Annotated in this window: 24 protein-coding genes; 9 read left to right on the forward strand and 15 right to left on the reverse strand. The window is 66.6% G+C overall.

Translation table 11 applies throughout. From position 1 onward, the window contains the following. The first annotated feature begins 132 nt into the window (after positions 1-132). Entirely contained in the window at positions 133-1,680 is a 1,548-nt protein-coding gene (gene amaB, locus AC07WJ_RS26700) for an L-piperidine-6-carboxylate dehydrogenase (RefSeq protein WP_494937723.1), read from the forward strand. A gap of 17 nt (positions 1,681-1,697) precedes the next feature. Here the strand turns inward: amaB and AC07WJ_RS26705 are convergent, their stop codons facing one another. The 9 genes from AC07WJ_RS26705 to AC07WJ_RS26745 form a co-directional block, all read right to left on the reverse strand. After that, entirely contained in the window at positions 1,698-3,215 is a 1,518-nt protein-coding gene (locus AC07WJ_RS26705) for an amidohydrolase family protein (RefSeq protein ID WP_494937724.1), read from the reverse strand. Positions 3,216-3,252: 37 nt separating this feature from the next. Then, positions 3,253-4,044, reverse strand: coding sequence for an ABC transporter permease (locus AC07WJ_RS26710; protein WP_494937725.1), 792 nt, complete (start codon positions 4,042-4,044; stop codon positions 3,253-3,255). After that, positions 4,031-4,810: an ABC transporter ATP-binding protein gene (locus AC07WJ_RS26715; RefSeq protein WP_494937726.1), complete on the reverse strand. Its 780-nt coding sequence runs from the start codon at positions 4,808-4,810 to the stop codon at positions 4,031-4,033. Before AC07WJ_RS26715 ends, AC07WJ_RS26710 begins: the two co-directional genes overlap by 14 nt. 51 nt (positions 4,811-4,861) lie before the next feature. Further along, positions 4,862-5,857, reverse strand: coding sequence for an ABC transporter substrate-binding protein (locus tag AC07WJ_RS26720; RefSeq protein WP_494937727.1), 996 nt, complete (start codon positions 5,855-5,857; stop codon positions 4,862-4,864). A 162-nt stretch (positions 5,858-6,019) separates the two neighbouring features. After that, complete coding sequence (locus AC07WJ_RS26725) at positions 6,020-6,922, reverse strand: LysR family transcriptional regulator (protein ID WP_494937728.1); 903 nt, start codon at positions 6,920-6,922, stop codon at positions 6,020-6,022. A 367-nt stretch (positions 6,923-7,289) separates the two neighbouring features. Continuing rightward, positions 7,290-7,961 (reverse strand): amino acid ABC transporter permease, encoded by a 672-nt coding sequence (locus tag AC07WJ_RS26730; RefSeq protein ID WP_494937729.1) that lies wholly within the window; start codon positions 7,959-7,961, stop codon positions 7,290-7,292. Between the two features lie 3 nt (positions 7,962-7,964). Beyond that, complete coding sequence (locus tag AC07WJ_RS26735) at positions 7,965-8,639, reverse strand: amino acid ABC transporter permease (protein ID WP_494937730.1); 675 nt, start codon at positions 8,637-8,639, stop codon at positions 7,965-7,967. A gap of 18 nt (positions 8,640-8,657) precedes the next feature. Beyond that, positions 8,658-9,395, reverse strand: a complete 738-nt coding sequence (locus AC07WJ_RS26740) for an amino acid ABC transporter ATP-binding protein (protein ID WP_494937731.1) — start codon at positions 9,393-9,395, stop codon at positions 8,658-8,660. A 69-nt stretch (positions 9,396-9,464) separates the two neighbouring features. Then, on the reverse strand, positions 9,465-10,325 hold the full coding sequence (locus AC07WJ_RS26745) for a substrate-binding periplasmic protein (protein ID WP_494937732.1): 861 nt from the start codon (positions 10,323-10,325) through the stop codon (positions 9,465-9,467). Between the two features lie 546 nt (positions 10,326-10,871). Here AC07WJ_RS26745 and ertD point away from each other — a divergent pair. The 3 genes from ertD to AC07WJ_RS26760 are packed head-to-tail and all read left to right on the forward strand — an operon-like array spanning position 10,872 to position 14,451. Then, complete coding sequence (gene ertD, locus AC07WJ_RS26750) at positions 10,872-12,245, forward strand: hydantoin-5-propionate amidohydrolase (protein ID WP_494937733.1); 1,374 nt, start codon at positions 10,872-10,874, stop codon at positions 12,243-12,245. After that, entirely contained in the window at positions 12,235-13,488 is a 1,254-nt protein-coding gene (ertE, locus tag AC07WJ_RS26755; protein ID WP_494937734.1) for an N-carbamyl-l-glutamate amidohydrolase ErtE, read from the forward strand. The genes ertD and ertE overlap by 11 nt, the downstream gene beginning before the upstream one ends. A gap of 27 nt (positions 13,489-13,515) precedes the next feature. After that, a complete protein-coding gene (locus AC07WJ_RS26760) occupies positions 13,516-14,451 on the forward strand; it encodes an N-carbamoyl-D-amino-acid hydrolase (RefSeq protein WP_494937735.1) in 936 nt (311 codons plus the stop codon). Between the two features lie 26 nt (positions 14,452-14,477). Here AC07WJ_RS26760 and AC07WJ_RS26765 read toward each other — a convergent pair whose 3' ends face one another. From AC07WJ_RS26765 to AC07WJ_RS26775, 3 genes are all read right to left on the reverse strand, one after another. Continuing rightward, positions 14,478-15,455, reverse strand: coding sequence for a zinc-binding dehydrogenase (locus tag AC07WJ_RS26765; protein ID WP_494937736.1), 978 nt, complete (start codon positions 15,453-15,455; stop codon positions 14,478-14,480). A 108-nt stretch (positions 15,456-15,563) separates the two neighbouring features. Next, complete coding sequence (locus tag AC07WJ_RS26770) at positions 15,564-16,205, reverse strand: TetR/AcrR family transcriptional regulator (protein WP_494937737.1); 642 nt, start codon at positions 16,203-16,205, stop codon at positions 15,564-15,566. A 154-nt stretch (positions 16,206-16,359) separates the two neighbouring features. Beyond that, the gene (locus AC07WJ_RS26775) at positions 16,360-17,466 is read right to left on the reverse strand and encodes an epoxide hydrolase family protein (protein WP_494937738.1); all 1,107 of its coding nucleotides are present in this window, start codon (positions 17,464-17,466) and stop codon (positions 16,360-16,362) included. A gap of 81 nt (positions 17,467-17,547) precedes the next feature. Between AC07WJ_RS26775 and soxR the strand changes: the two genes are divergently transcribed. Then, a complete protein-coding gene (soxR, locus tag AC07WJ_RS26780; protein ID WP_494937739.1) occupies positions 17,548-18,009 on the forward strand; it encodes a redox-sensitive transcriptional activator SoxR in 462 nt (153 codons plus the stop codon). A 93-nt stretch (positions 18,010-18,102) separates the two neighbouring features. Further along, positions 18,103-18,408 (forward strand): NIPSNAP family protein, encoded by a 306-nt coding sequence (locus tag AC07WJ_RS26785; RefSeq protein WP_494937740.1) that lies wholly within the window; start codon positions 18,103-18,105, stop codon positions 18,406-18,408. 15 nt (positions 18,409-18,423) lie between these two features. On the opposite strand, the gene AC07WJ_RS26790 is transcribed toward AC07WJ_RS26785, so the two are convergent. Then, on the reverse strand, positions 18,424-19,287 hold the full coding sequence (locus tag AC07WJ_RS26790) for a DMT family transporter (RefSeq protein WP_494937893.1): 864 nt from the start codon (positions 19,285-19,287) through the stop codon (positions 18,424-18,426). 132 nt (positions 19,288-19,419) lie between these two features. Here AC07WJ_RS26790 and AC07WJ_RS26795 point away from each other — a divergent pair, with 132 nt between their 5' ends. Further along, positions 19,420-20,823 (forward strand): aminotransferase-like domain-containing protein, encoded by a 1,404-nt coding sequence (locus AC07WJ_RS26795; protein ID WP_494937741.1) that lies wholly within the window; start codon positions 19,420-19,422, stop codon positions 20,821-20,823. A 21-nt stretch (positions 20,824-20,844) separates the two neighbouring features. Here AC07WJ_RS26795 and AC07WJ_RS26800 read toward each other — a convergent pair whose 3' ends face one another. Then, a complete protein-coding gene (locus tag AC07WJ_RS26800) occupies positions 20,845-21,633 on the reverse strand; it encodes a YggS family pyridoxal phosphate-dependent enzyme (RefSeq protein WP_494937742.1) in 789 nt (262 codons plus the stop codon). A 298-nt stretch (positions 21,634-21,931) separates the two neighbouring features. On the opposite strand from AC07WJ_RS26800, the gene AC07WJ_RS26805 reads away from it, so the two are divergent. Both AC07WJ_RS26805 and AC07WJ_RS26810 read left to right on the forward strand, forming a co-directional pair. Further along, a complete protein-coding gene (locus AC07WJ_RS26805; RefSeq protein WP_494937743.1) occupies positions 21,932-22,822 on the forward strand; it encodes a DMT family transporter in 891 nt (296 codons plus the stop codon). A gap of 122 nt (positions 22,823-22,944) precedes the next feature. Continuing rightward, the gene (locus tag AC07WJ_RS26810) at positions 22,945-23,712 is read left to right on the forward strand and encodes a VOC family protein (RefSeq protein WP_494937744.1); all 768 of its coding nucleotides are present in this window, start codon (positions 22,945-22,947) and stop codon (positions 23,710-23,712) included. Positions 23,713-23,781: 69 nt separating this feature from the next. Here the strand turns inward: AC07WJ_RS26810 and AC07WJ_RS26815 are convergent, their stop codons facing one another. After that, the gene (locus tag AC07WJ_RS26815; RefSeq protein ID WP_494937894.1) at positions 23,782-24,216 is read right to left on the reverse strand and encodes a hypothetical protein; all 435 of its coding nucleotides are present in this window, start codon (positions 24,214-24,216) and stop codon (positions 23,782-23,784) included. Between the last annotated feature and the right edge of the window lie 57 nt (positions 24,217-24,273).

Consider the following 24,273-nt stretch of genomic DNA (forward strand, 5'->3'; position numbering starts at 1 on the left):
TTTGGCATGGCCGTATGACGGAACATCGCTTCCCGTGGTCGCAGCGCCCCAATAAGCGCTAGGATCACATCCTGGCTCCGCTCCCGTCGAGGCGAGCGGAACGGCGAAACTCAGGCGAAGCAGGAACGTCTCATGACCCAGCAAGCAGCACCCAGGCTGGCCGGCAACGGCCTCGCGCAGGAGGTCGCCCAGATCCTTTCATCGCTCGGTGTCGCGCCGGCGGTCTATGCGTCGGGCGAGCGCGTCATTCGTTCGCCGCTGACGGGTGAAACCATCGGCCGGGTCAAGGACGCGACCGCGGCCGAGGCCCGCGCGGCCATCGGCCAGGCCCACGAGGCGTTCCTGGCCTGGCGGGCCGTGCCGGCGCCGCGCCGTGGCGAATTGGTACGCCTGCTCGGCGACGCGTTGCGCCAGGAGAAGGAAGCGCTCGGCCGCCTCGTCACCATCGAGGTCGGCAAGATCGTCTCCGAGGGCCTCGGCGAGGTCCAGGAGATGATCGACATTTGCGATTTCGCCGTCGGCCTGTCGCGCCAGCTCTACGGCCTGACCATGGGCAGCGAGCGGCCCGACCACCGGCTGATGGAGCAGTGGCATCCGATCGGCCCGGTCGGCGTCATCTCGGCCTTCAATTTCCCGGTCGCGGTCTGGTCGTGGAACGCGGCGCTGGCGCTGGTCTGCGGTGACAGCGTCATCTGGAAGCCCTCGGAAAAGACGCCGCTCACGGCCATCGCCGTCACCGCCCTGTTCGAGCGCGTCGCGGCCAAATTCGAAGGCGCGCCGAAAGGCCTCGCCACGCTTCTGATCGGCGGCCGCGATGTCGGCGAGATCTTGGTCGACGATCCGCGCGTGCCCGTCGTCTCGGCCACTGGATCGACCGCCATGGGCCGCATCGTCGGCGAACGCGTCGCCAGGCGCTTCGGCCGGGCGATCCTCGAGCTCGGCGGCAACAATGCCTCCATCGTCTGTCCCTCGGCCGATCTCGATCTCGCCCTGCGCGCCATCGCCTTCGGCGCCATGGGCACGGCCGGCCAGCGCTGCACGACGTTGCGCCGCCTCATCGTGCACGAAAGCGTCTATGACAAGCTCGTGCCGCGCCTGCGCCAGGTCTATGCCAATGTCTCCGTCGGCAACCCCGTCGAGAGCGATGCCCTGGTCGGGCCGCTGATCGACGAGGCCGCCTTCAAAGGCATGGCCCGGGCCCTCGAAGCCGCCCGCGGCATCGGCGCCACCATCCATGGCGGCGAGCGCCATGCGGCCAGCCAGTACCCGGCCGCCTATTACGTGCGCCCGGCCTTGGTCGAAGCCCCCGCGCAAGAAGGACCGGTGGTCGAGGAGACCTTCGCACCGATCCTCTATGTGCTGAAATATTCCGAGTTCGAAGAGGCCATCGCCCTGCAGAACGGCGTGCCGCAGGGCCTGTCCTCGTCGATCTTCACCACCGACATGCGCGAGGCCGACCGGTTCCTGTCGGCGACCGGCTCGGATTGCGGCATCGCCAATATCAATATGGGCTCGTCGGGCGCCGAGATCGGCGGCGCCTTCGGTGGCGAGAAGGAAACCGGCGGCGGCCGCGAATCCGGTTCCGACGCCTGGAAGGCCTATATGCGGCGCATGACCAGCGCGGTGAACTATGGCCGCGCCATGCCGCTCGCCCAGGGCGTCAAGTTCGACATCGACTGATCTGGCGACGGGGGGCCTCAGCCCCCCTCGCCGACCCGGCTGGCATATCGGTCGACATGATAAGGCTGGCGCGCCAGCCCCACGCAGAACGTGCCGACCGCATCCTGCAGCTTCTCAGCCAGGAGCCGCATCGGCTCGTTGGCGGCGGCCAGGCGCTCGCGCGCCGCTTCGGCCTTTTGCGCCAAGACGCGGATATCGACCGTCGTGAGCTTGCGGTCCTCGACCACGAAACGACCGCCGATCATGACACTGTGGACGGCCGTGCCGTCCTCGACATGAACGATCTGGTTGACCGTCCGGTTGTGCGGCAGCCAGTTGATATGGTCGAGATCGACGAAAACCAGGTCGGCTTTGTAGCCGGCCTCGATCCGGCCGATCTTGCCCTCGAAGCCGAGCGCCCGGGCACCGCCCTCGGTCGCCGCGTGCAGCGCCTCGGGCGTCGTCACCCATTCGGTGTAGTCGGGGCCGCGCACCTTCGAGGCGAAGGAGGCAAGCCTCACCGCCTCGTACATGTTCTGGTTGTCGGCGCTGTTGGAGCCGTCGGTGCCGACGGCGACATTGACGCCCGCCTTGAGCATGGCGCGCATGTCGGCGATGCCATTGCCGAGCCGCATGTTGCTGCCCGGATTATGCGCCACCGAGGCGCCATGGCCGGCAAGCCGCTTCATGTCGTCGTCGTCGAGCCAGATGCCATGCGCCACGGTGAACTGCGGCCCGAGCAGGCCGAGCTGGTCGAGATGGGCGGTCAGGGTGCGCTTGTAGCGCTTCAGGCCGGACAGCGCCTGGATCTTCGATTCCGCCACGTGGCTGTGCAGGCCGAGGCCGAACCGGCGCGCGCAATCGCGGCATGCCCCGAGAAAAGCGTCGGAACAGTGCAGCGGAATGGTCGGCGCAAGCGCCAGCTTCAACCGGTCGCCGTCGAAACGCTCGCCCTTCATGAAGGCCTCGACGTCGCGCAGCGTCGCCTCGTAGGGCTGCATGCGCATCTTGTCGACTTCGCCCTTGAGCGCCTCGGGCAAGGCGTCGTAGAGCCCCGGGATCGCCTGGTAGAGCGACATGTCCGCCACCATCGGCGCGATGGTCGCGCGCATGCCGACATCGCCATAGGCGCGGGCCACCGCCGCCATGCCGTCGAGGCTCGGCGCCGGCACTTCGAAGAACAGGTCGTAGCAGGCGGTGCTGCCCTTCAGCACCATCTCGGCGGCATTCAGCGAGGCGCTGAGATACTTGTCCTCGAGGCTGCGATTGCCGCTGATCCAGGGCCCCGCGGCGAGCAGCAGCTCCAGCGACCAGCGATCACCCATGGCCTTGGCGAGCGCGCCGTGGCCATGGGTATGGGCATTGATCAGGCCGGGATGAATCAGGCGGCGCGCGCCGTCGATGCTGAGGGCTTCGTCGGGTGCGGCGAGGCCGCGCGGGCCGATCTCACGGATGGTGTCGCCCTCGATCAGGATGTCGAGCGGTTCGGCCTGAAGCTGGCCCGGCCGCAGCACGAGCGCGTTGCGGATCACCTGGTAACGTCGATCTTGGGTCATGGCTTATATCCCCGACGATTGCTGTTGCGCGGGCCGGTCAGGTCCGCGGTTCCTCGGCCGCGGCCCAGGGAAAGAGCACCCGTTCCACCACCACGATGGCCTGGAACAGCACGATGCCCAGAATGGCCAGGATCAGCATGGCGCCGAAGGCCACCGGCACCTTGAAGAAGGCTGTCGCCGAGGTGATGAGATAGCCGAGCCCCTTCTCGGCGGCGACGAATTCGCCGACCACCGCGCCGACCACCGAAAGCGCGATGGCGACCTTGAGGCCGGAGAAGAGGAACGGGATGGAATAAGGCAGGCGGATGCGCAACAGTTCCTGCAGCTTGGTCGCCCGGCACGAGCGCGACAGCTCGACCAGTTCCGAGGGCACCGCCATCAGGCCGGCGGTGATCGAAATGACCAGCGGGAAGAAGGCGACCAGGAAGGTCACGATGACGCGCGGCAATTCGTTGGGGCCGAGCATGACCACCAGGATCGGCGCGATCGCCACTTTCGGCACGGACTGGGTCAGCACCAGCAGCGGATAGATCGCGTCGGCGAACAGCCGCGAGGAGGAGATCAGCACCGCCAGCGGCAGGCTGACCGCGATCGACAGGAAAAAGCCGAACAGGATGGTCCTGAGCGTCGCCATGGTGTGGTCGCCGACCACCCAGCCCATCGCATAGGTGTCTTCGAAGATGCGGCTCGGCGCCGGCAGCAGATATTCCGGGACGGCGAAGAAACGCACGCTCGCCTCCCAGATGATCATCAGGATGACCAGCGCGATCAGGGGAACGACGAATTCCCGGCTGGAATTGAACAGGCGGCGCAATTCAGTGCTGGACATCGAACTGGGCCCCCTGGTCGCCGAAAATGAGATTGCGGATGCGCTCGGCGCAGCGCTGGAATTCCGGATGCCCGGCCAGGGCGAAATTGCGCGGCCGCGGCAGGTCGACGTCGATGATCTCGGCGATGCGGCCCGGCCGCGGCGACATGACCACCACCCGGTCGGCCAGGATCACCGCCTCCGGGATCGAGTGGGTGACGAACAGGATGGTCTTGGGCGTCGCCGTCCAGATCCGCAGCAGCTCGATGGTCATCACCTCGCGGGTCAGCGCGTCGAGCGCGCCGAAAGGCTCGTCCATCAGCAGGATCGAGGGATTGTGCACCAAAGCCCGGCAGATCGCCGCGCGCTGCTGCATGCCGCCCGACAGCTGCTTTGGCCGCCGGTCGGCGAAATCGGCGATGCCGGCAACCCGCAGCAGGTCGCGGGCACGCTGGCGCGCCGCCTCGTCGTCGCGCTTCATGATGCTTGACGGGAACATGACGTTCTCGAAGATCGTCGCCCAGGGCAGCAGGGTCGGCGCCTGGAACACGATGCCGGTGTCCTGGCGCGGCGCGGTGACCTTGTCGCCATTGATCCGGATGCTCCCTTCCGACGGCGGGATCAATCCCGATACCAGCCGCAGGAGCGTGGACTTGCCGCAGCCCGACGGGCCAACGAGGGTAACGATCTCGCGGTCGCGGATGGTCAGGTTGATGCCGTCGAGCGCGCGCACGCCGCCCTCGCCGGCGGGCCCGAAAACCTGGCCCGCATTGCTGATTTCGATCATGGAGTATCCTTGCCTGGGCCTCGGCGACTTGCCGGGGCATCGGCTGCTGGTTCAGGGAGTGGTCGGCAGGAGGCTCATGTCGACGGCGGTGCGCGGGTTGAGACGCGCATCGAGGCTCTGTGATGCCGCGACGACCTCATAGGTCTTGTTCAGGCGCTCGTCATTGATGCCGCCGAGACCGACCGCGGCCGAGTGATCGGTGAAGATGAAGCCGAGCGTGGCGTTGAGACTGCCGAGGCAATCGTCGAGCGCAACTTCCGGCACCAGCCTGACATGGGCCTCGCAGGTCGCCTGCGGATTGGCGCGAGCCGCCACCCAGGCCTCGCGCGTGGCTTTCAGGAAGTTGCGCAGCATGTCCGCGCGGTTCTGGATGGTGGCTTCGGTCGCGTGGAACGACAGCGAGTAGATCGAGAAGCCGGCCTCGACGAAGGGCAGGAAGGCCAGTTCCCGGCCGGCGCGCATGGCCTGCTTGTTCTGATAGTAGAAATTGGTCGAGTAGAACGGCGCTGCGTCGATGCGGCCGCTGATCAGCAGCGCCGCCATGGAGGAACCGTCCACCGTCACCCATTCGATCTTGTTCGGATCGGTATGGGCGGCCGCGGCGACCGCCGGAAAGTAGAGCCGGTGGCTGTTGCCGGGCGTGATGCCGATGCGACGTCCTTCGAGCCCGGCGAAACTGGTGATGCCCGAATCCTTGCGCACGAACAGCGAATGCGGGGAATGAGCATAGACCGAGGCGATCATCTTGACCGGCATGTTGCCGCGCTGGCGCGCGGTGAACAGCGCCGAAATGTCGGCCATGCCGATATCGGCGGCACCGCCGGCGAGCTTGCTCAAGGTATCGCCCGAGCCATTGCCCTTGACGATCCGCAATTCGATGCCGTTGCGCTGATAAATTCCCGAGGCGATGCCGGCGTAATAAGGCGCGTAGTCACCTGTCGGGATCCAGTCGAGCATCAGCGTCACGCGCTCGGCCGCCTTGGCAGGCGCGAGTGCCGCCAGCGCCAGTCCGGCGACGGCCAGGATGGATGTCTTGATGCCAAGCATGCTTCTCTCCCTTTGCGTTTTCTGTCCGGACGCTGGGGCAAGGAGACATGTAAAATCAAATACCAAGATCGGTCGTTTCTATAACGGCCCGTTATGAGGTGCATGACCCTGAGCCGCAAAGCCGGCGCGTGGCGGTCGGCCAAACGGCGGCCATGCCCGGGCTCATCCCCTGCCCGGCGGCTCGGCCAGCACCTCCTCGAGATGGCTGACAAAGGTCCGTGCGATGCGCGACAGCGGCTCGACCCGGGCGGTCAGGAGATGCACCCGGGTGGTCGTCTTCGGCACCAGCGGCCGCGACTGGATGTTCGGCCAGGCGCCATCCATCAGCACGAAGTCGTCGACAATGGCGATGCCGGCACCGGCCTGCACCAGGCTGCAGGCATTGGGCGTGAAGCGCACCTGCGTGTTGATGCGGATCGGCTTGTTGGTCGTGGTCAGCACCCGATTGACGATCATGCCATAGGGCGTCTGCGGCCCGTAGCTGATGATCGGATAGGGCGCGAGATCCGCCGGCTTGATCACGCGTTTTTCGCCGAGCGGATGGTCGGTCGGAAAGATCACCTGCAGCCTGCCCTCGCCGATCGAAACCGAGGTCACCGTCGGCTCGTCGACGGCAATGGAGGTCACCGCAAGGTCGACGCGGTTGCTCGCCACCTTGGCGATCAGTTCGGACAGCGTCAGGATTTCCAATTCGATGCGAACGTCGGGAAAGCGGGCGCGGAAACGGGCGATGGCCTTCGGCACCAGGACGTGCCCGACGCTCGGGCTCGCCACCATGCGCACCGAACCGGTGCCGCCGCGACGCAATTCGTCGGCAAGTTCGTTGACCCGCGCCACGCCCTGATGGACCTGGTCGACCTCCGCGAACAGCCGGCGCGCTTCCGGCGTCGGCTGGACCCGGCCCTTGACCCGCTCGAACAGTGTCAGGCCGAGGCGGTCCTCGGTATAGGCGAGCAGCCGGCTGATCGCCGGCTGCGACACCGACAGAAGCCGCGCCGCGCCGCTGACCGAGCCGGTCACCATGACCGCGCGGAACATCTCGATCTGCCGCAGATTCATCGTCATCGGCATAACCTCGGATTATGGGCCGATCGAAAAATAGCACGACCGGGTCTTGATGACAGCCTTCGGTGCTTCCGGTCGGAGCCGAACCATCAACCCGCGCTGCGATGGGCTGGAGCGTCAGTTTGCCCCGGAACCTCCTACGTCACCCCCGGCCGAGCGCAGCGAGGGGGAGAGGTCCAGGGGTTGCAGAACACCTTGTTCGACACAGCGAAATCACCCGAACGTATACACCCAGGGCGCCGCCAAGCGGCCCCCTTTCCTCGCTTCGCTCGCCCCGGCAAAGCAATTGCTTTGCCTTGGGGGTGACGTAAAGTGCCCGGAAACGCGGATTTCTGTGAATCCGATCGCCTCACCGAACTCCCGCCGATCAGCGCGCGCCCGGCTGCGGCTTCGCCTGCATGGTCGACACCAGGCGCACGAACGGCCAGAACAGCAGGAAATAGATGATCGCGGCGGCCACCAGCGGGGTCGGATTGTAGTTGAGCCCCTGGGCGATCTGGGCCGAGCGCAGCAGCTCCTGCAGCGCCACGACGGATGCGATCGAGGTCTGTTTGACCAGTTCGATTGTGTTGCTGACGAGATCCGGCATGACGTTCCGCGAACCTTGCGGGACGACCACCGACATCATGGTCTGGAACCAGCTGAGGCCCGTCGATCGGCCGGCCTCACGCTGGCCCGGCGGCACGGATTCCAGCCCGGCCCGGAAGATCTCGGAAAAATAGCTGGAGCCGTTGAGGGTCAGCGCCAGCACCGCGGCCGAGAATTCGCCGAGCGGCAACCCGATGAAGGGCAGGCCGTAAAAAATGAAGATGAGCAGCATCACCGGCGGCGTCGCCCGCATCACGTCGACATAGGCTGCGAGCACCACCCGCAAGACCCGGCTGGGCAGGTCCTGAAGCACGGCGAGGCCGAGGCCGATGCCGACCGACAGCGGCACGATGAACAGCGACAGCTTGACGGTCATCCACAACCCCTCGAGCAGGAGCGGCCAGATGCTGATCAGAATGTCCAGGTTGAAGAAGGTCTCGGTAAAGGTCATCGTTCAACGACCCGCGTGCCGGTAACGGAATTCGATCCAGCGCGTGAACAGAACCAGCGGCAGGAACAGCACCAGGAACAGGATGGTCGCGACGGTCAGAGCCGTGGGATTGGCGACATTCGACTGAATGCTCTGGGTGACGTTCAGGAGCTCCGGGACTGCGATGACCGAGCCCAGCGCCGTGCCCTTGGTGATGCCGATGGCGCGGTTGGTGAGCGGAGGAATGCTCATCCGCACGGCCTGCGGCAGAATGATGTGCCCGAGCGTCTGGTTGAACCCGAGCCCGGACGAGCGTCCGGCCTCCCACTGGCCGGCGGGAACCGCCGTGATGGAAGCCCAGAAGACCTCCTCGGCGAAGGCCGAAAGGACGAAGGAGAGCGCGAGCACGGTTGCCCAGAAGGCCGAGACGACGAGATCGAGATAGGGCAGCGCGAAGAAGACGAGAACGATGATGACGAGCTGCGGGATCGACCGGAAGAAATCGATATAAAAGATGATCAGCCAGTTGAGCGGCCGGATGCCGTAAAGGCGCAGCACCGCCAGGAACAGGCCGAGGGGAATGCCGATCAGAATGGTCAGCGCCGCCATCTCGACGGTAATGAGGAAACTCGCACCGATCGCCGGCCAATGGCCGCTCATCAGGGAAAAATTGAAGAAATAATAGGCGATCTGATCCATCGCGCCGCGGCCTTCCGTTCAGTGCTTCGACATGCGGCCGAGGAAATCGCGAATGCGGGGATGCCGTGGATTGACCAGGACATCCCCCGGCGGGCCCTGGTCGAGGATCCGCCCCTTGTCGAGAAACAACACCCGGTCGGCGACGTCGCGCGCGAACTGCATCTCGTGGGTGACGACGACCATGGTCATGCCGGCGGCCTTGGTGCCGGCCATGACATTGAGGACCTCGCTGACGAGTTCGGGGTCGAGCGCCGAGGTCGGCTCGTCGAACAGCATGACCTCGGGTTCCAGCGCAAGGGCGCGGGCGATGCCGACACGCTGCTGCTGGCCGCCGGACAGCTGCGCGGGATAGAAGGTCGCCCGTTCCGCCAGCCCGACCGCGGCGAGGTGGTGCAGGGCCTTCTCGCGGGCAGCGGCGCGGCTCATCTTCAGGACCTTGCGCAGGGCCAGCGCAACGTTCTCCACCGCCGACTTGTGGGGGTAGAGATGGATCCCCTGGAAGACCATGCCGATCCTGCGCCTGACGGCATTCAGGTCGACTTTCTTGCCCGTCACTTCCTGGGAGCCGACGAAGATCCGGCCGGCCGACGGCTCCTCCAGCCGGTTGATGCAGCGCAGGCAGGTGCTCTTGCCCGAGCCCGACGAACCGACGAGCACGACGGCTTCGCCCCGGCCGATGCTGAGATCGATCCCGCTGAGCACATCAACCGCTCCAAAGCTCTTGTGGAGGCCTTCGATCCTGACGGCGTCGGTCATGGCTGAGCGGTTCCCTGAAGCATCAAAGGACGGCCCTGCCCGCACTGTCTGATGCGGGCAGGCCTGGCATCAACGGCAAGCCGGCTGATGCTCGGTGGCATCATGGCCCTCGAAGCCGGGGGCGCCGAAACCGGGGAAAACAGTGGCGGTGCTCGAATCCGCGGCCGGCGCGACGCCGAACCACTTGGCATGAAGCCGCGACAGCGTGCCGTCCTGCTTCATGCATTCGATCGCCATTTCGACCTCGTTGCGGAACGCCACGTCGTCCTTGCGCGCCGCAAGCGCGAAGTTCCGCCCGAGTTCCAGCGTGAAGGGCACTTCGGCCATCGGCGTCTGCGTCGCGATGTAACGGGACACCGGCGCGTCGGCAACATTGGCGAAGGCGCGGCCGATCATCACCGCCTGCACGGCGTCGGCGTTCTTGTTGTAGCGCTGCAGGGTGAAGCCGTAGCGCTGTTCGTTCTCGGTCGCCCATTTGTCGGCAACCGAGCCGCTATTGACCGACAGCGACTTGCCCCTCAACTCTTCGAGCGAACCGATCGTCACGCCCTTCTTCGTCAGGAAGCCGAGGCCGGTCGGCATATAGGGCTCGGTGAACAGCATCTGGGCGGCGCGCTCGGTCGTGACATTGGTCGGCGCCACGATCAGTTCGAAACGCTTGGAGAACAGCCCCGCGAAGATCGCCGAGAAATTGGCATCGACCATCTCGACGCCCGGACGGCCCATGCGCCGGGCGATCTCCTGGGCGAATTCATAGGAGAAGCCGGTTGTCTCGCCATTGGGCTTCTTGAAGGCGAAGGGGGCAAAACCGACATCGGCCGCGACCCGGAGCGGCGCGTTCTGGGGATGATCGGCATTCTGCGCCAGGGCCGCGAATGTCAGCGAGACGGCCAGCCCGACTCCCACTGCCGCCTTCAGAATGCGTGACATGATAATTCTCCCGATCATTGGTTCAGCGGCGGCTTTGGTCGCGCGATGGGCCCAGCACGGAGCGTCTCCTATCAGCAGCGGAAGCGACGAACGATGAATTTAATGTCGCTCATCCATAATTGATTGTTATGGGATGGTGGGACAGTGGAGCCGAAACACGCGACGCGTCTTGCATTGCGGTCGGCCGTCCTTCGAGGCTCGCTACGCTCGCACCTCAGGATGAGGTAGGTGGTGTATGGCATTGATGTTGCGCCTGAAACCGAACTGGACGAGCGCATCGTGCCCCCCTGATGCGGGCCTCTACGCCCCTCATCCTGAGGTGCTCGCGCCCTTGCGCGAGCCTCGAAGGACGACTGACGGCCATGCAGGAGTCGAAGCCGAACGAACCTGACCCAGTCGGAGATCGACCGTGGCCTCATCGGCGTCGCATAACCTCGGATTATAGATGGCCGGAAAAATAGCATGTCATGATCTTGATACCGAGCCGCTATGGTCCCGGCCGGAACCGAACCGTCGACCGGTCCGGACGGCAGCGAGCAGACGACCATGAGTGATTTCGACCTCGTTCTCCGGGGCAATATCGTGCTTTCGGATCGCGTCATCGAAAACGGCCATGTGGCTGTGCGTGACGGCAAGGTGGCGCTCGTCGGCGCCGGCGCGCCGCCCGAGGCGCGCCAGACCGAGGATTTTCGCGGCCAGTGGATCATCCCGGGCGCCATCGACGGCCAGGTTCATTCCGGCAGCCAGGCCGGCCAGGAAGGCATCGGCATGGCCTCTCGGGCGGCTGCCGCCGGTGGCATCACCGTCATGGTCGACATGCCCTATGACGAACCCGAACCGGTGACCAGCCGCGGCCTGTTCGAGGCCAAGCGGGCGCTGGTCGAGAGCGAGGCCCAGGTCGACGTCGCGCTCTACGCCACCATTGCCATCGAGAACGGCCTCGGCGCCATCCCGGGCCTGATCTCGGCGGGCGCCTGCGCGTTCAAGTTCTCGATGTTCGAAGCCAATCCGACGCGCTTTCCGCGCATCGCCGACGATACCCTGTTCGAGGCGTTCCGCCTGATCGCGCCGAGCGGCCTGTTGTGCGGCGTGCACAACCAGGACCAGGCAATGACCCAGGCCAATATCGCCCGCGCCATCGCGGCGGGCGATACCGGCTGGGACGCCTTCGGACGTGCCCACACACCGCTGATCGAGAACCTGGCGACGGCCCGCATCTATGAGCTCGGCGCGGAAACCGGGGCGCGGGCGCATGCGGTGCATGTCTCGACCTCGCGCGGTTTCGAGATCTGCAACATGTACCGGCAGGCCGGCCACCAGGTGACGATCGAAACCTGCGTGCAATATCTGATGCTCAACGAGGAAGAGCATGTCCGCCGCTTCGGCGCGCGGGCCAAACATTATCCGCCGATCCGGCCGAAGGCCGAGATGGACCTGTTGTGGACCCATATCGCGCGCGGCGAATGCGATTTCGTCTCCTCGGACCACGTCTCCTGGGGCCTGGAAAAGAAGGGCAATCCCAACGTCTTCGCCAATGTTTCGGGCGGGCCGGGGCTGGAGACCCTGGTGCCGGCCTTGTGGACGGGCTGCGCCGAGCGCGGCATCGCGCCGACCACGGCGGTAAAGCTCCTGTGCGAAGGGCCGGCGCGGACCTTCCAGCTCGCCGACAAGGGGCGGCTGGCCCCCGGCGCCGACGCCGATATCGTCGTGCTCGAGCCGGGAGCCTTCCCGTTCGATCCGTCGAAGAGCCTGTCGGCGGTGCAGTGGAGCTCGTTCGAAGGCCGGGTCTTCTCGGTGCGGGTCGCCGCCACCTATCTGCGCGGCGCGCTCGCCTGGGACGGTTCCCAGATCCGCAACCAGGCCGGCGCCGGCCGTTTCGTGCCGCCCGCCTCCGCCGGATCGAGCCGCCATGCCCATTGACGGCAACAGGCTGTGGCGGCGGATCGAGACGCTCGCCGGCATCACCGACCCGGACAAGCCCTGGACGCGGCGCTCGTTCAGCCCGCGCTTCCTGGAGGGACGCGCCTGGCTCGAGGCCGAATTCAAGGCGATCGGCCTCGCAACCTCGATCGATGCCGGCGGCAATCTGGTCGGTGAATGGACCGGCACGGATCCGGCGCTCGCCCCGATCATCGTCGGCTCGCATTCCGACACGGTCCCGGCGGGCGGACGCTTCGACGGCATCCTCGGCGTGGTCGCCGCACTCGAAGTCGCCCAGAGCCTCGCCGAACGTGGCGAGCGGCTGCGCCATACGCTCAAGGTCTATGATTTCCTCGCGGAGGAGCCGAGCGAGTTCGGCCTCTCCTGCATCGGCAGCCGTGCCTTTGCCGGCAAGCTGACGCCGGACATGCTGGCGCTGAAGCGCGCCGACGGGCTGAGCCTGCGCGACGCCATCACAAGCGTCGGCGGCCGGCCGGCCGAGCTCGGCCGCAGTGCGGCGACGCGCACCGCCGCCTATGTCGAACTTCACATCGAGCAAGGCCGCATTCTCGAAACGGCCGGCTGTGATATCGGCATCGTCAGCGATATTGTCGGCATCCGCCGCGAACGGATCACCGTCACCGGCCGGGCCGATCATTCCGGCACCACGCCCATGGCTTATCGGGCCGATGCCCTGGTCGGCGCGGCCGGGATCATCCAAGCGGTGCACGCCAGGGCACTGGCCCTGCAGACGCCGACGCAGCCGCTGGTCGCCACCATCGGCCATATGGTCGTGGTTCCCAACGCGGCCAATGCGGTGCCCGGAGAAGTGACCTTGTCGCTGGAGGTCCGCTCGGCCGATGAGGCCGCCATCATCCGTTTCGGCGAAGAGCTATTGGACGCCACCCGCCCGGCGATCGCAGCACTCGGCCTGACCGCGCGCAGCGAACTCATCTCCCACGTCGTGCCGACCGCCTGCGCCCGCCCGATCCAGGATGCAGTGACGGAGGCTGCCCGGCTCACCGGCTATTCGAGCCGGCCGATCGCCAGCGGTGCCGGCCATGACGGCGTCTTCGTCGCCGCCACCGGGCCGATCGGCATGATCTTCATCCCCTGCCGCGACGGCCGCAGCCATACCCCGGAAGAATGGACAGAACCGGCGCAGGCCGAAGCCGGCACGCGAGTGCTGGCGGAGACCGTTCGCCTGCTCGACCAGAGGCTCGCCGCTCCCGGAACCATCTGACCCGCCCTTTGACTAGGAATGCTTCGTATGCCTCGCATCGTCACCGTCGCCGCCGCCCAGCTCGGCCCCATTCAGAAGGCCGAGAGCCGCGCCGATGTCGTCGGCCGGATGATCGCGCTGATGAACGAGGCCCATGGCAAGGGCGCGACCTTCATCGTCTATCCGGAACTGGCGCTGACCACATTCTTCCCGCGCTGGTATGAAGAAGACCGGGCCGCGATGGATCACTGGTTCGAGCGTGCCATGCCCGACAGCGCGACCCAGCCGCTGTTCGACCGGGCCAAGGCCTTAGGCATGGCAATGAGCTTCGGTTATGCCGAGCTGACGCCGGAAGGCCGGCATTTCAACACCTCGATCCTGGTCGACCGCTCGGGCAAGATCGCCGCCAAATACCGCAAGGTGCACCTGCCGGGCCATGTCGATTATGACGACACACGCTCGCACCAGCACCTGGAGAAGCGCTATTTCGAACCCGGCGACCTCGGCTTTCCGGTGTGGAGCTTCGAAGGCGGCCTGGTCGGCATGGCCATCTGCAACGACCGTCGCTGGCCGGAAACCTATCGCGTGATGGGGCTGCAGGGCGTCGAGATGGTGGTGCTCGGCTTCAACACCCCTTCGGTGAACTCGCAGCGCAGCGGCGAAGGCCTCGCCGACCGGCTGTTCCACCACCGCCTGTCGGTGCAGGCCGGCGCCTATCAGAACTCCACCTTCGTCGTGGCCGTGGCCAAGGCCGGCACCGAGGACGGCCACCACCTGACCGGGGGCACGCTGGTGGTCGATCCGAACGGCAAGATCCTCGGTGAACTCGACCACGAGCAGGACGGCGTGCTGGTGGTCGCCTGCGACCTCGACGACACCAAGTTCGGCAAGGCGACGATCTTCGACTTCGCCAGGCATCGCCGGGTCGAGCATTACGGCCTGATCACCGAACGCACGGGCGCTGGCGAGCCGCTCGGCCGCTGAGCCGACGGCCCGCCCCTCTCCGCGCCTCAAGCGCCGAGCAGCACCTTGCCCTTGCGGCCGGGCTTGGCATTGGCAGCCGCCGCCTTGGCCGCATCGGCCAAGTCGAACACCGCCTCGACCGGCAGCTTCAAAGCGCCGGTCGCGGCAAGGCGCAGCAGTTCGCCCATCATCCGCATCTTGTCGGCCGGCGACAGGGCGGCGCCGATCTTGCTCGCCCAGAAGCCCTTCACCGTCGCCTGCTTGAAGATGACGTCGCCGGAGCCGATCAGCATGGGCTCGCCGGTCATCGAGCCGAAGGAGACGAGGACACCGCCCTCGCCGAGCAGCGCCATCAGGTCGCCGCTGGCCTTGCCGCCGATGGAATCGACCGCCCGACCGATCGAGGCGCCACCGACAATGGCGCGCACCTGATCCTGCCAGTCCGCCTGCGCGGTAGACACCGTATTGGCGATGCCGAGCTCCGCCATTTCGGCGATGCCGGCGTCACGGCGGACCAGGTTGATCGTGTTGATGCCGCGGGCCTTGGCCAGCATGGCCAGGGTCTTGCCGACGGCGCCGTTGGCGGTGTTCTGGATGAGCCACTGGCCCGGCTCCATCTGCAGAAAATCCAGCAGCATGACCGCGCTCATCGGCATGGCGATCAACTGGGCGGCGGTCTGATCGTCAATGGCGTCCGGTAGCGGCACGACGACTTTGGCCGGGGCGAGGAAATATTCGGCCCAGGTGCCGTTGACCCCGGCCACCACCACCCGCTGGCCGAGCTTCACTGTGTCGACCCCCTCGCCCAGCGCGTCGACCACGCCAGCCGCTTCCGTGCCGCCAATAGCCGGCAGTTGCGGCTTGTAGCCATAGCTGCCGAGCACGGTCCAAAGGTCGTGATTATGGATCGAGGCCAGCGTCATCTTGACCCTGACCTGGCCTGCCCCTGGCTGCGGGACCGGCCGATCGGCCAGCGTGAGGACTTCGGTCGGGTCGCCGAAGGTGGCGTGAACGACGCTGCGCATGGTGGTTTCCTCCTTAGGGATCACGTGTTCGAACCGCGGTGACGAACCCCTCCGCGCGGGGCCGAATGCAAGGAATGTTTCGGCACGCCCTCAGGCGGCCGCGGCCCGTCACGGCGAAGGGCCGGAAGACATGGTGCCAACCAGGGGCCCGGCCAGGGCCGGGGTTCCACCCAGCAGGCGCCGCATGGACGCCAGAGCCTCGTCGAGCTCCTCGCGGTCGTCGCGCAGCCGGTTCAGCATCGCCGCGCCGAGACCCATATGGTGCAGCATCTGCGCCGTCTCGCGCGGCGGCAAGCCGGCCGGCAGCGAGCCGTCGGCAAGGCCCTGGTCCAGCACATCGGCGAGCCAGCCGACACGGCGATCGATGGCGGCTCGCAGGATGCCGCGCATGGCTTCGGAGACATCGGCGATTTCAGCGGCGAGCTTCACCATCAGGCAACGGTCGGCCCAGCAGCGGCCATCCACTTCGCCGAGCCAGGCGTCGAGATAGGCGAGCGCCCGGTCGCGGCCGGTGCGTCCGTCGGGCGCGAAGACCAGCGTGATGCCGCGCTCGGTCGCCTCGACATAACGCTCGAACAGCGCGCAGCCGAACTGCTCCTTGGACTGGAAGTAGTGATAAAATGACCCCTTGGGCACGTTCGCCGCGCCCAGGATCTCGTTCAATCCGGTTCCCGCGAAGCCCTTCCGCAGGATGATCGATTGCCCACAGTCGAGAATGTGGTTGCGTGCATCTTCGAAGCGTGCGGCCATGCGCCTGCTTAACGTAAAATTAGACCGGTCGTCTAGTCATGTTCGAAGGGCCTTTTCGGCCCCCCGTCAAAGGGCTCGCAGCCCGACCGGTCCGACCGGCCTCGCGTCTCGGCCAGCAGCGGCGCGCGTGCTTGCGGCGCATCATCTGAATGGCCTAGCCGCGCAGGGGCCGGAAGAATGCCCTGATGTCGCCGGCGAGCAAATCCGGCCGCTTCATCGCGGCGGAATGCCCCTCGCCCGGCCCCACGGTCCAATGGCCCGCATCGGTCACGACGCGCGCCATGGCCGGCGCGGCAGGTGCATTCGGCCTGGATACCCCGCCCCTGCGTGCACCGTCGGGGGCCGCCCCACCGGCAGGCCGTGCCGACGTGCCGCCATGGCTGCGGTAACGCGGCCAGGACGATGCCTTGATCGCGCCGGTGAACCAGTAGAGCGAGATATTCGCCAGGAGCGCATCACGTTCCAAGGCAGCCTCGCCGTCCGCTCCGGGCTGGCCCCCCTCGCCGACAAGGGCGGCCTGTTCCGCCTCGGCCATCGCCGATGGCAACTGGATGAAGGCATAGGCCTGGCCCCGGCTCCGCCATTCGCCACTCTCGGTCGGGCAGGCCCTCTGCTCCGCCGGCCGCGTGTCGGGCTGACGCGCACCCGCCAGAACCGACAGAAGATCCAGGCGCATGCCGACCAGGGGATCCGACCGGACCTGGCCCATTTGCGCGGTGATCGCGGCTCCCCAGTCGCCGCCATGAACGGCGAAACGTCGGTAACCCAGGACGTCACTCATCAAGCTCATCAACAGGCCGGCGGTTTCGCCGGCCGAGAAACACGGCTGGCCCGGCGCATAGGACAGGCCATAGCCGGGAAGCGACGGTGCGATCACCGTGAAGGCATCGGCCGGATCGCCGCCGAAGCGCGCGGGATCGGTCAACCGCGGAATCAGCCCGAGCCATTCAAAGACCGAGCCCGGCCAGCCGTGACAGAGGATCAGCGGCGTCGGATCGGGGCCCTTGCCCGGGACGTGCAGATAGTGCAGGTCGACACCCCCGAGCCGCACCTTGAATTGCGGAAAGGCGTTGAGGCGCGCCTCCGCCGCGCGCCAGTCGAACCCGTCGCGCCAATAGGCGAGGAGTTGCTCCCGAAAGGCGCTTTCCCCGCCAGTGGTGCGCTCCGGCCGGACGTCCGGCCATGGCAGGCGCCCCAGCCGCGCCTTGAGGTCCTCGATCGCCCGGTCGGAAATGCGCAGGGTGAAGGCTACAGGTGTCATGCTGATCGAGTGCCCCGCGGTCGCTGTTGAAGCCCGAGGGAAGGGACGCTAAAACCTCAACCAAAGTTGAGGTCAAGGGCGATGAGCAAGATCGATCCGGCCGATGTCGGCAAGGGACTGACGGTCGGCGAGCTCGCCCTGCGCAGCGGCGTGGCGGTGTCGACCATCCATTTCTACGAGGCCAAAGGCTTGATCCGGAGCTGGCGCAACGGCGGCAACCAACGCCGCTTCCCGCGCGAGGTGCTGCGCCGGGTGGCGGTCATCAAGGTGGCGCAGCGCACCGGCATCCCGCTCGCCGAGATCAAAGAGGCGCTGGCAGCCCTGCCCGAGGGGCGCACGCCGACCATCGAAGACTGGAGCGAGCTGTCGGCCCGCTGGAGGGCCGATCTCGACCGCCGGATCGAACGGCTCACCCGTCTGCGCGACCGGCTCGACGACTGCATCGGCTGTGGCTGCCTGTCGATCAGGACCTGCCCTTTGCGCAATCCGCTCGATGAGCTCTCAGAGGCAGGACCCGGACCGCGACTGCTCGATCCGGGCTGAACCTGCCCCGGCAAAGCTTCGTCCGGCGCCGAAACATCCCGCCGCCTCGGCATGCGAAAACGTCGTGGTCAACGCCATCAACCGGGGCAGATCATGACCGTCACCGTTTTCATCCGCTACCAGATCGACCCATTCAAGCGCGACGCTTTCGAGGCTTATGCGCGCAACTGGCTGACCATCATTCCGAAATGCGGCGGCAATCTCCTGGGCTACTGGATGCCGCATGAAGGCACCAACAATATCGCCTTCGGCCTGATCTCGTTCGAGAGCCTGGCGGCCTACGAGGCCTATCGGGCACGTATCCGGGCCGACGACGAGGGCCGTGCCAATTTCCGGATGGCCGAAGAAGAACGCTTCATCCTGAGCGAAGAGCGCAGTTTTCTGCGCATGGTGCGTTGAGGCGGCCCGCCGGCCCTACGCCGCGTACCGCTTGGCGCCGGCGACGCAGAACACCACGGCAACGGTGACCGCGACCATCGCCCAGCTGACCGGCTCGCCGAGCAGGACGGCGGCAATGGCGAGCCCGAAGAAAGGCTGCACCAGTTGCAACTGGCCGACGGCCGCGATGCCGCCCTGGGCGAGGCCGCGATACCAGAAGACGAAACCGATCAGCATCGAGAACAGCGAGACATAACCGAGGCCGACCCAGGCGCTGGGCGCAATGCCCGTCCATGTCGAAGGCCAGGCATGGAGCATCACCGGGGCCATGACCGGGATCGACAGGATCAGCGCCCAGCAGATGACCTGCCAACCGCCGAGCCGGCGCGACAGCACGGCGCCCTCGGCATAACCAAGCCCGCAGACGATGACGGCGGCCAGCATCATGAGGTCGCCGGCCGGCGCCATGGCGAAACCCTGGGTCACGGCGAAACCCGCGACCGCCAGGCTGCCGAGGCCCGAAAAGGCCCAGAACGCCAGGCTCGGCCTTTCGCCGCCGCGCAGCACGCCGAACAAGGCGGTGGCCAGCGGCAGCAGCCCGATGAACACGATGGAATGGGCCGAGGTGACATGGGTGAGCGCGAGCGCGGTCAGCAAGGGAAAGCCGACCACCACGCCCAGCGCCACCACGACGAGGGCTGCGAGATCCCGCCGCTCGGGCAGCCTCGTCCCCGTGCAGATCAGGAGCAGCGCGGCCAAGGCGGCGGCGATGATGGCGCGTGCGCCGGTGAGAAACAGCGGATCGAAGCCACCGACCGCGACCCGGGTCGCCGGCAGCGAACCGCTGAAGATCAGCACGCCGACAAAGCCGTTGAGCCACCCGCTCAATGCCCCATTCATCCTGTCGTTCGCCACCACGTCCATGCCCGACATCTCCCAGATGTGCGGCGCTTGTGCTCCGGCCAGGCTTTTCCCTCCAGAGACAGTGCAGTACAATTTTCTCAAACTGTATTGCCGATTGGAACAGTACGGATGCGACACTCGACCCCTGCCCCATCCGATGGGAGCACCCTGGTCTCGCAGGTCATGCGGACCATCGCCAAGCGCATTTCCGAGCGATCACTGGGCCCGGGCGCGAAGCTGCCGTCGATCCGCGCCAGCGCCGAGGCCCTGGGCGTGTCGAAGTCGACGGTGGTCGACGCCTATGACCGCCTCGCGGCCGAGGGCTTGATCGAACCGCGACGGGGTTCCGGTTTTTATGTGACCAGTCCTGCCGCGCCCTTCTCGCTCGCCGATGCCGGGCCACGGCCCGATCGCGCGGTCGACCCCATGTGGGTGTCGCGGCAGGCCCTGGAAGCGGGCGAAGGCGTGATGATGCCCGGCTGCGGCTGGCTTCCGGCCTCCTGGATGCCGGAGGCCGGCCTCAGGCGGGCGATGCGCGCGCTGTCGCGGCGCGACCCCGTCAACCTGAGCGACTACGGGCCGCCGCTCGGCCTTGCGGCCTTGCGCCAATTGCTCGCCAGGCGGATGGCCGAGCACGGCATCGAAGCCAATCCGGGCCAGATCATGCTGACCGATTCCGGCACGCAGGCGATCGACCTCGTCTGCCGCCTGCTGATCGAACCCGGGGATACGGTGCTGGTCGACGACCCCTGCTATTTCAACTTCCACGCCATGTTGCGCGCCCATCGCGCCAAGGTCGTCGGCGTACCCTATACACCCGCCGGACCCGACATTCAGATGTTCGAACAAGCCCTGAAAGCGCATCGGCCGCGCCTCTACATCACCAATTCCGGGCCGCAGAACCCGACCGGAGCGAGCCTTTCCGCGGTCACCGCGCATCGCCTGCTGAAGCTCGCCGAGGCCCATGACCTGACCATTGTCGAGGACGATATCTTCGCCGATTTCGAGCACGAACCCGCGCCAAGGCTCGCCGCGTTCGACGGATTGGAACGGGTCGTCCATATCGGCAGCTTTTCCAAGACCCTGTCGGCCGCCGTCCGCTGCGGTTTCATCGCCGCGCGGCCGGACTGGATCGAGGGACTGATCGATCTCAAGGTCGCGACCGCTTTCGGCTCCAATCCCGTATCGGCGGAACTGGTGCTCGCGCTGTTGAAGGACGGATCCTACCGCAAGCATGTCGAGGCCATGCGCGACAGGCTGGCGCGGGCGCGCGGCCAGGTGGCGGTCCGGCTCCAGGCGTTCGGCCTGACACCCTGGGTCGAGCCGCGCGCCGGCATGTTGCTGTGGGTGAGCCTCGCTCCAGGCATCGATGCCGCCGACGTCGCCCGCCGCGCACTGGCCGAAAAGCTCGTGCTGGCGCCCGGCAATGCCTTCAGCCCGAGCCGGAGCGCCAGCGGCTATCTCCGCTTCAATGTCGCACAATGCGCGGACCCGCGCGTGTTCACCGCACTTGCCAGGGCGCTCGACGGCTGAGCGGCAATAGCCGCTCGCGGCTCACCCCGCCGGCGCGGAGGCCGGAAAGAGCCCCGGCCAATAGGTCCCGTCGGCGGTCGGACGCCGGCCGAAAATGGCCTGGCCGACGCGCACGACGGTCGCGCCTTCGGCGATCGCCCATTCGAAATCGCCCGACATGCCCATCGAGAGCTCGTCGAGCGCGATGCCCGCCGGCGCCGTGTCGCGCAGCCGGTCGCGCAAGCCGCGCAGCAGCTGGAAGCAAGTGCGCACCTGCGCCTCGTCCTGCGTGAAGACGGCAAGCGTCATCAGGCCTCTCACCTTCAGGGTCGAGAAAGCCGGCAATTCGGCAACGAAGCGCTCGACCTCTTCCGGCGGCAGGCCATACTTGCTCTCCTCGTTCGAGGTGTTGACCTGCACGAAGACGTCCAGGGCGCGGCCCTCGGCCTGCAGGCGCTCGTCGAGCGCGGCCGCGACCTTCAGGCTGTCCAGCGCCTGGAACTCGGAGGCGAAGCGCGCGACATATTTCGCCTTGTTGGTCTGCAGGTGGCCGATGACGCTCCAGGACACCGGCAGATCCGCCAGCGCCTCGGCCTTGAGGCGCGCCTCCTGCACCTTGTTCTCGCCGAAGCTCGTAATGCCTGCCTCGACGGCGGAGCGAAGTGCCGGAATGGCCACTGTCTTGCTGACCGGCAGCAGGCGAACATCGCCGGGATGCCTGCCGGCCGCCGCGCAAGCCGCGTCGACGCGCGCCCTGACAGCCGCCAGATTGGCGCGGATTTCGTCGACAGGGGTAGCATCCATGCGGTCGGGACGCGGGGGAAACTTCATGCTTGAACCGTTCTGCCTGATGGCGGCCTGAGCCTCGACGAGCAGATTAGCGCAAGCCCGCGAGGAGCGGGTGGTACGCCGCTGCGGCCCTGGTGTGCGACAAGCGAATTGGACTTGCCACAATAGCCAAAGCAGTCCTTTTCGGCGCCCACTTTCTCAGCCACACTGGCGTCAGCCCGGAGCTGAGCAGCCGCATGCCCGTCATCGAAGATCAGAGACCACCGACCGGTTCGCGCGGGATCGGGGCCCGCCGCCACGCCCCTGTCTCACCGCGCGACGCCAACGGGCCGGTTCCGCCGTGCTGAACCAGCAGATCTCGAGGACAACGGCGCTGGTCCTGTTCGCCGTGGTGATCTTTGCCTGGGGGCTCAACTGGCCGGTGACCAAGGTCATCGTCGCCGAGGTCACGCCTTTGTGGACCGTGGCGATCCGCACCGGCCTCGCCTGTGCCGTGCTGCTCGTCCTGCTGTGGTTCTCGGGGCAGCTGGTTCTGCCGCAGCGCGGCGATATCCCGGTCATCGTGGCCATCGGCCTCTTCCACATGGTCGCCTTCTCCGCCCTGATGGCGGCAGGCCTCAAATATGTCCCGGCCGGCCGCTCGGTCGTGCTCGGCTACACCACGCCTCTCTGGGTGACACCTGGCGCCTGGCTGTTCCTTCGGGAGGACATGCCGCCCCGGCGGCTGATCGGCATTGCGCTCGGTCTGTGCGGCCTGATCTTCATGTTCAATCCCCTCGGCTTCGACTGGAGCGACCGCCGAGCGCTGATCGGCAACGGCCTGCTGCTCCTGTCGGCGCTGTCCTGGTCGGTCAGCATTCTCTATGTCCGGGCGCATAAGTGGATCTCGACGCCGTTTCAGCTCGGCCTCTGGCAAACCCTGCTGGCGACCGTCGTGCTGACCGTGCTGGCGCTGGTCTTCGAGCCCTGGCCAAACATCCGCTGGACCACGCCCATCGTGCTCGCCTTCACCTATAATGTCCTGATCGGCACGGTGCTCGGCTTCTGGGCGATGGCGGTGGTCAATCGCAGCGTTCCCGCGACCACCACTTCGCTCGGGATTCTCGGCACGCCGGTGGTCGGCATCGTCGGCTCGGCGCTGGTGCTCGGCGAGACCATCGACCTGACGCTGATCGTGGCCACCGCCATGATCCTGACCGGGGTGGCGATCGGAACCTTCAGCCGGCGATAGCGGTTCCAGGGAGAGCGAACGACTCGGCGCTATGCCGCACCCGGCGTTATGCCGCAGTCACGCGGCGTCGTTAGGCTGACCCTCGCGTGTAAGATCGCCCCATCCTGACAGGAGGAGCAGACATGACTCAGTCTCCGAGCCAATTCGCCTGGTACGAACTGATGACCACCGACCCCGAGGCCGCGAAGACCTTCTACGCCAAGGTCGTCGGCTGGGGCACCGAGCCCTTTCCGGGCATGCCCTATACGATCCTGAAGGCTGGCGAGGCCCCGGTCGGCGGTTTGATGGAGCTGCCGGAGGAAGCCCGCAAGATGGGCGCGCCGCCGCATTGGATCGGCTATGTCGGCGTCGACGACGTCGATGCCGCGACCGAAAAGGCGCGGCGCCTGGGCGGCAGTGTGTATGTCGAGCCGCAGGATATCCCCGAGGTCGGTCGCTTTTCGATCGTGACCGACCCGCAGAAGGCCGCCTTCACCCTGTTCAAGCCGGCCAACCTCCCGGACAGCCCGCCGGCGGTGCCTGGCTCCCCCGGCCATATCGGCTGGCATGAACTTTATGCCGTCGACTGGGAAAAGGCCTTCGCCTTCTATGCCGAGATGTTCGGGTGGCAGAAGGCCGAGGCGCTCGATATGGGCGCGATGGGCATCTACCAGCTGTTCTCCGCCGGCGGCGCGCCGATCGGCGGCATGTTCAACAAGCCGGCCGAGATGCCGATGCCGGCCTGGCTCTATTATTTCACCGTGGCCGACTTCGATGCCGCCACCGAGCGCTTGAAAAGCCATGGCGGCAAGGTGATCAACGGACCGATGGAGGTGCCGGGCGGCGCCTGGATCGTTCAGGCCATCGACCCGCAGGGCGCCATGTTCGCGATCACCGGCATGCGCAACTAAGCCACGCCTCGGCGCCGTGCCCGCCGCGCGAGCAGCGGGCACGGACGATGTCCGTCGCCGCCTGAACGATCACCACCCTCCCGGCAGGAACCAGGCGGAATGGGGCGTGTGGGTTTCGGCGGGCAGTGGTTTCTCGGCGCGCGGTTCCGCCGGCAATTGCAGCACTGTCGCGCGCTGGCCCGGGCGAAGCCTGGTCAGCAGCACGATCTTGCCGTCGGCGAACTCCAGGGCGTCGTGATGCATGGCCGGCATGTCCTCGTTGATATGCCGGAAGCGCGCCGTCCGCGAGCCGGCCTTGAACGGGAACATGAAGTCCAGAATGTTGTCTCTGACGACATCAGCGGCGAAGACCAGTTCCGTTCCGGGCAGCAGGCAAACCGCCACGTCGGGCGCGTCACAGGCCACGAAGCCTTTCGTCAGCGACATGGGAAAGCGGGTCGAAACAAGTTCGTCACCCACTTTGGCAGGCCGAGAGGCGACGTGTTCAAGACTGTAGTCACACATTGAAGCTCCCTCCCTCTGGCATCGGACAGGCGTAACCATCGCCTCCCTGGCCAGAAT

This window comes from Phreatobacter sp. GW821-FHT04C01 (assembly GCF_059420385.1).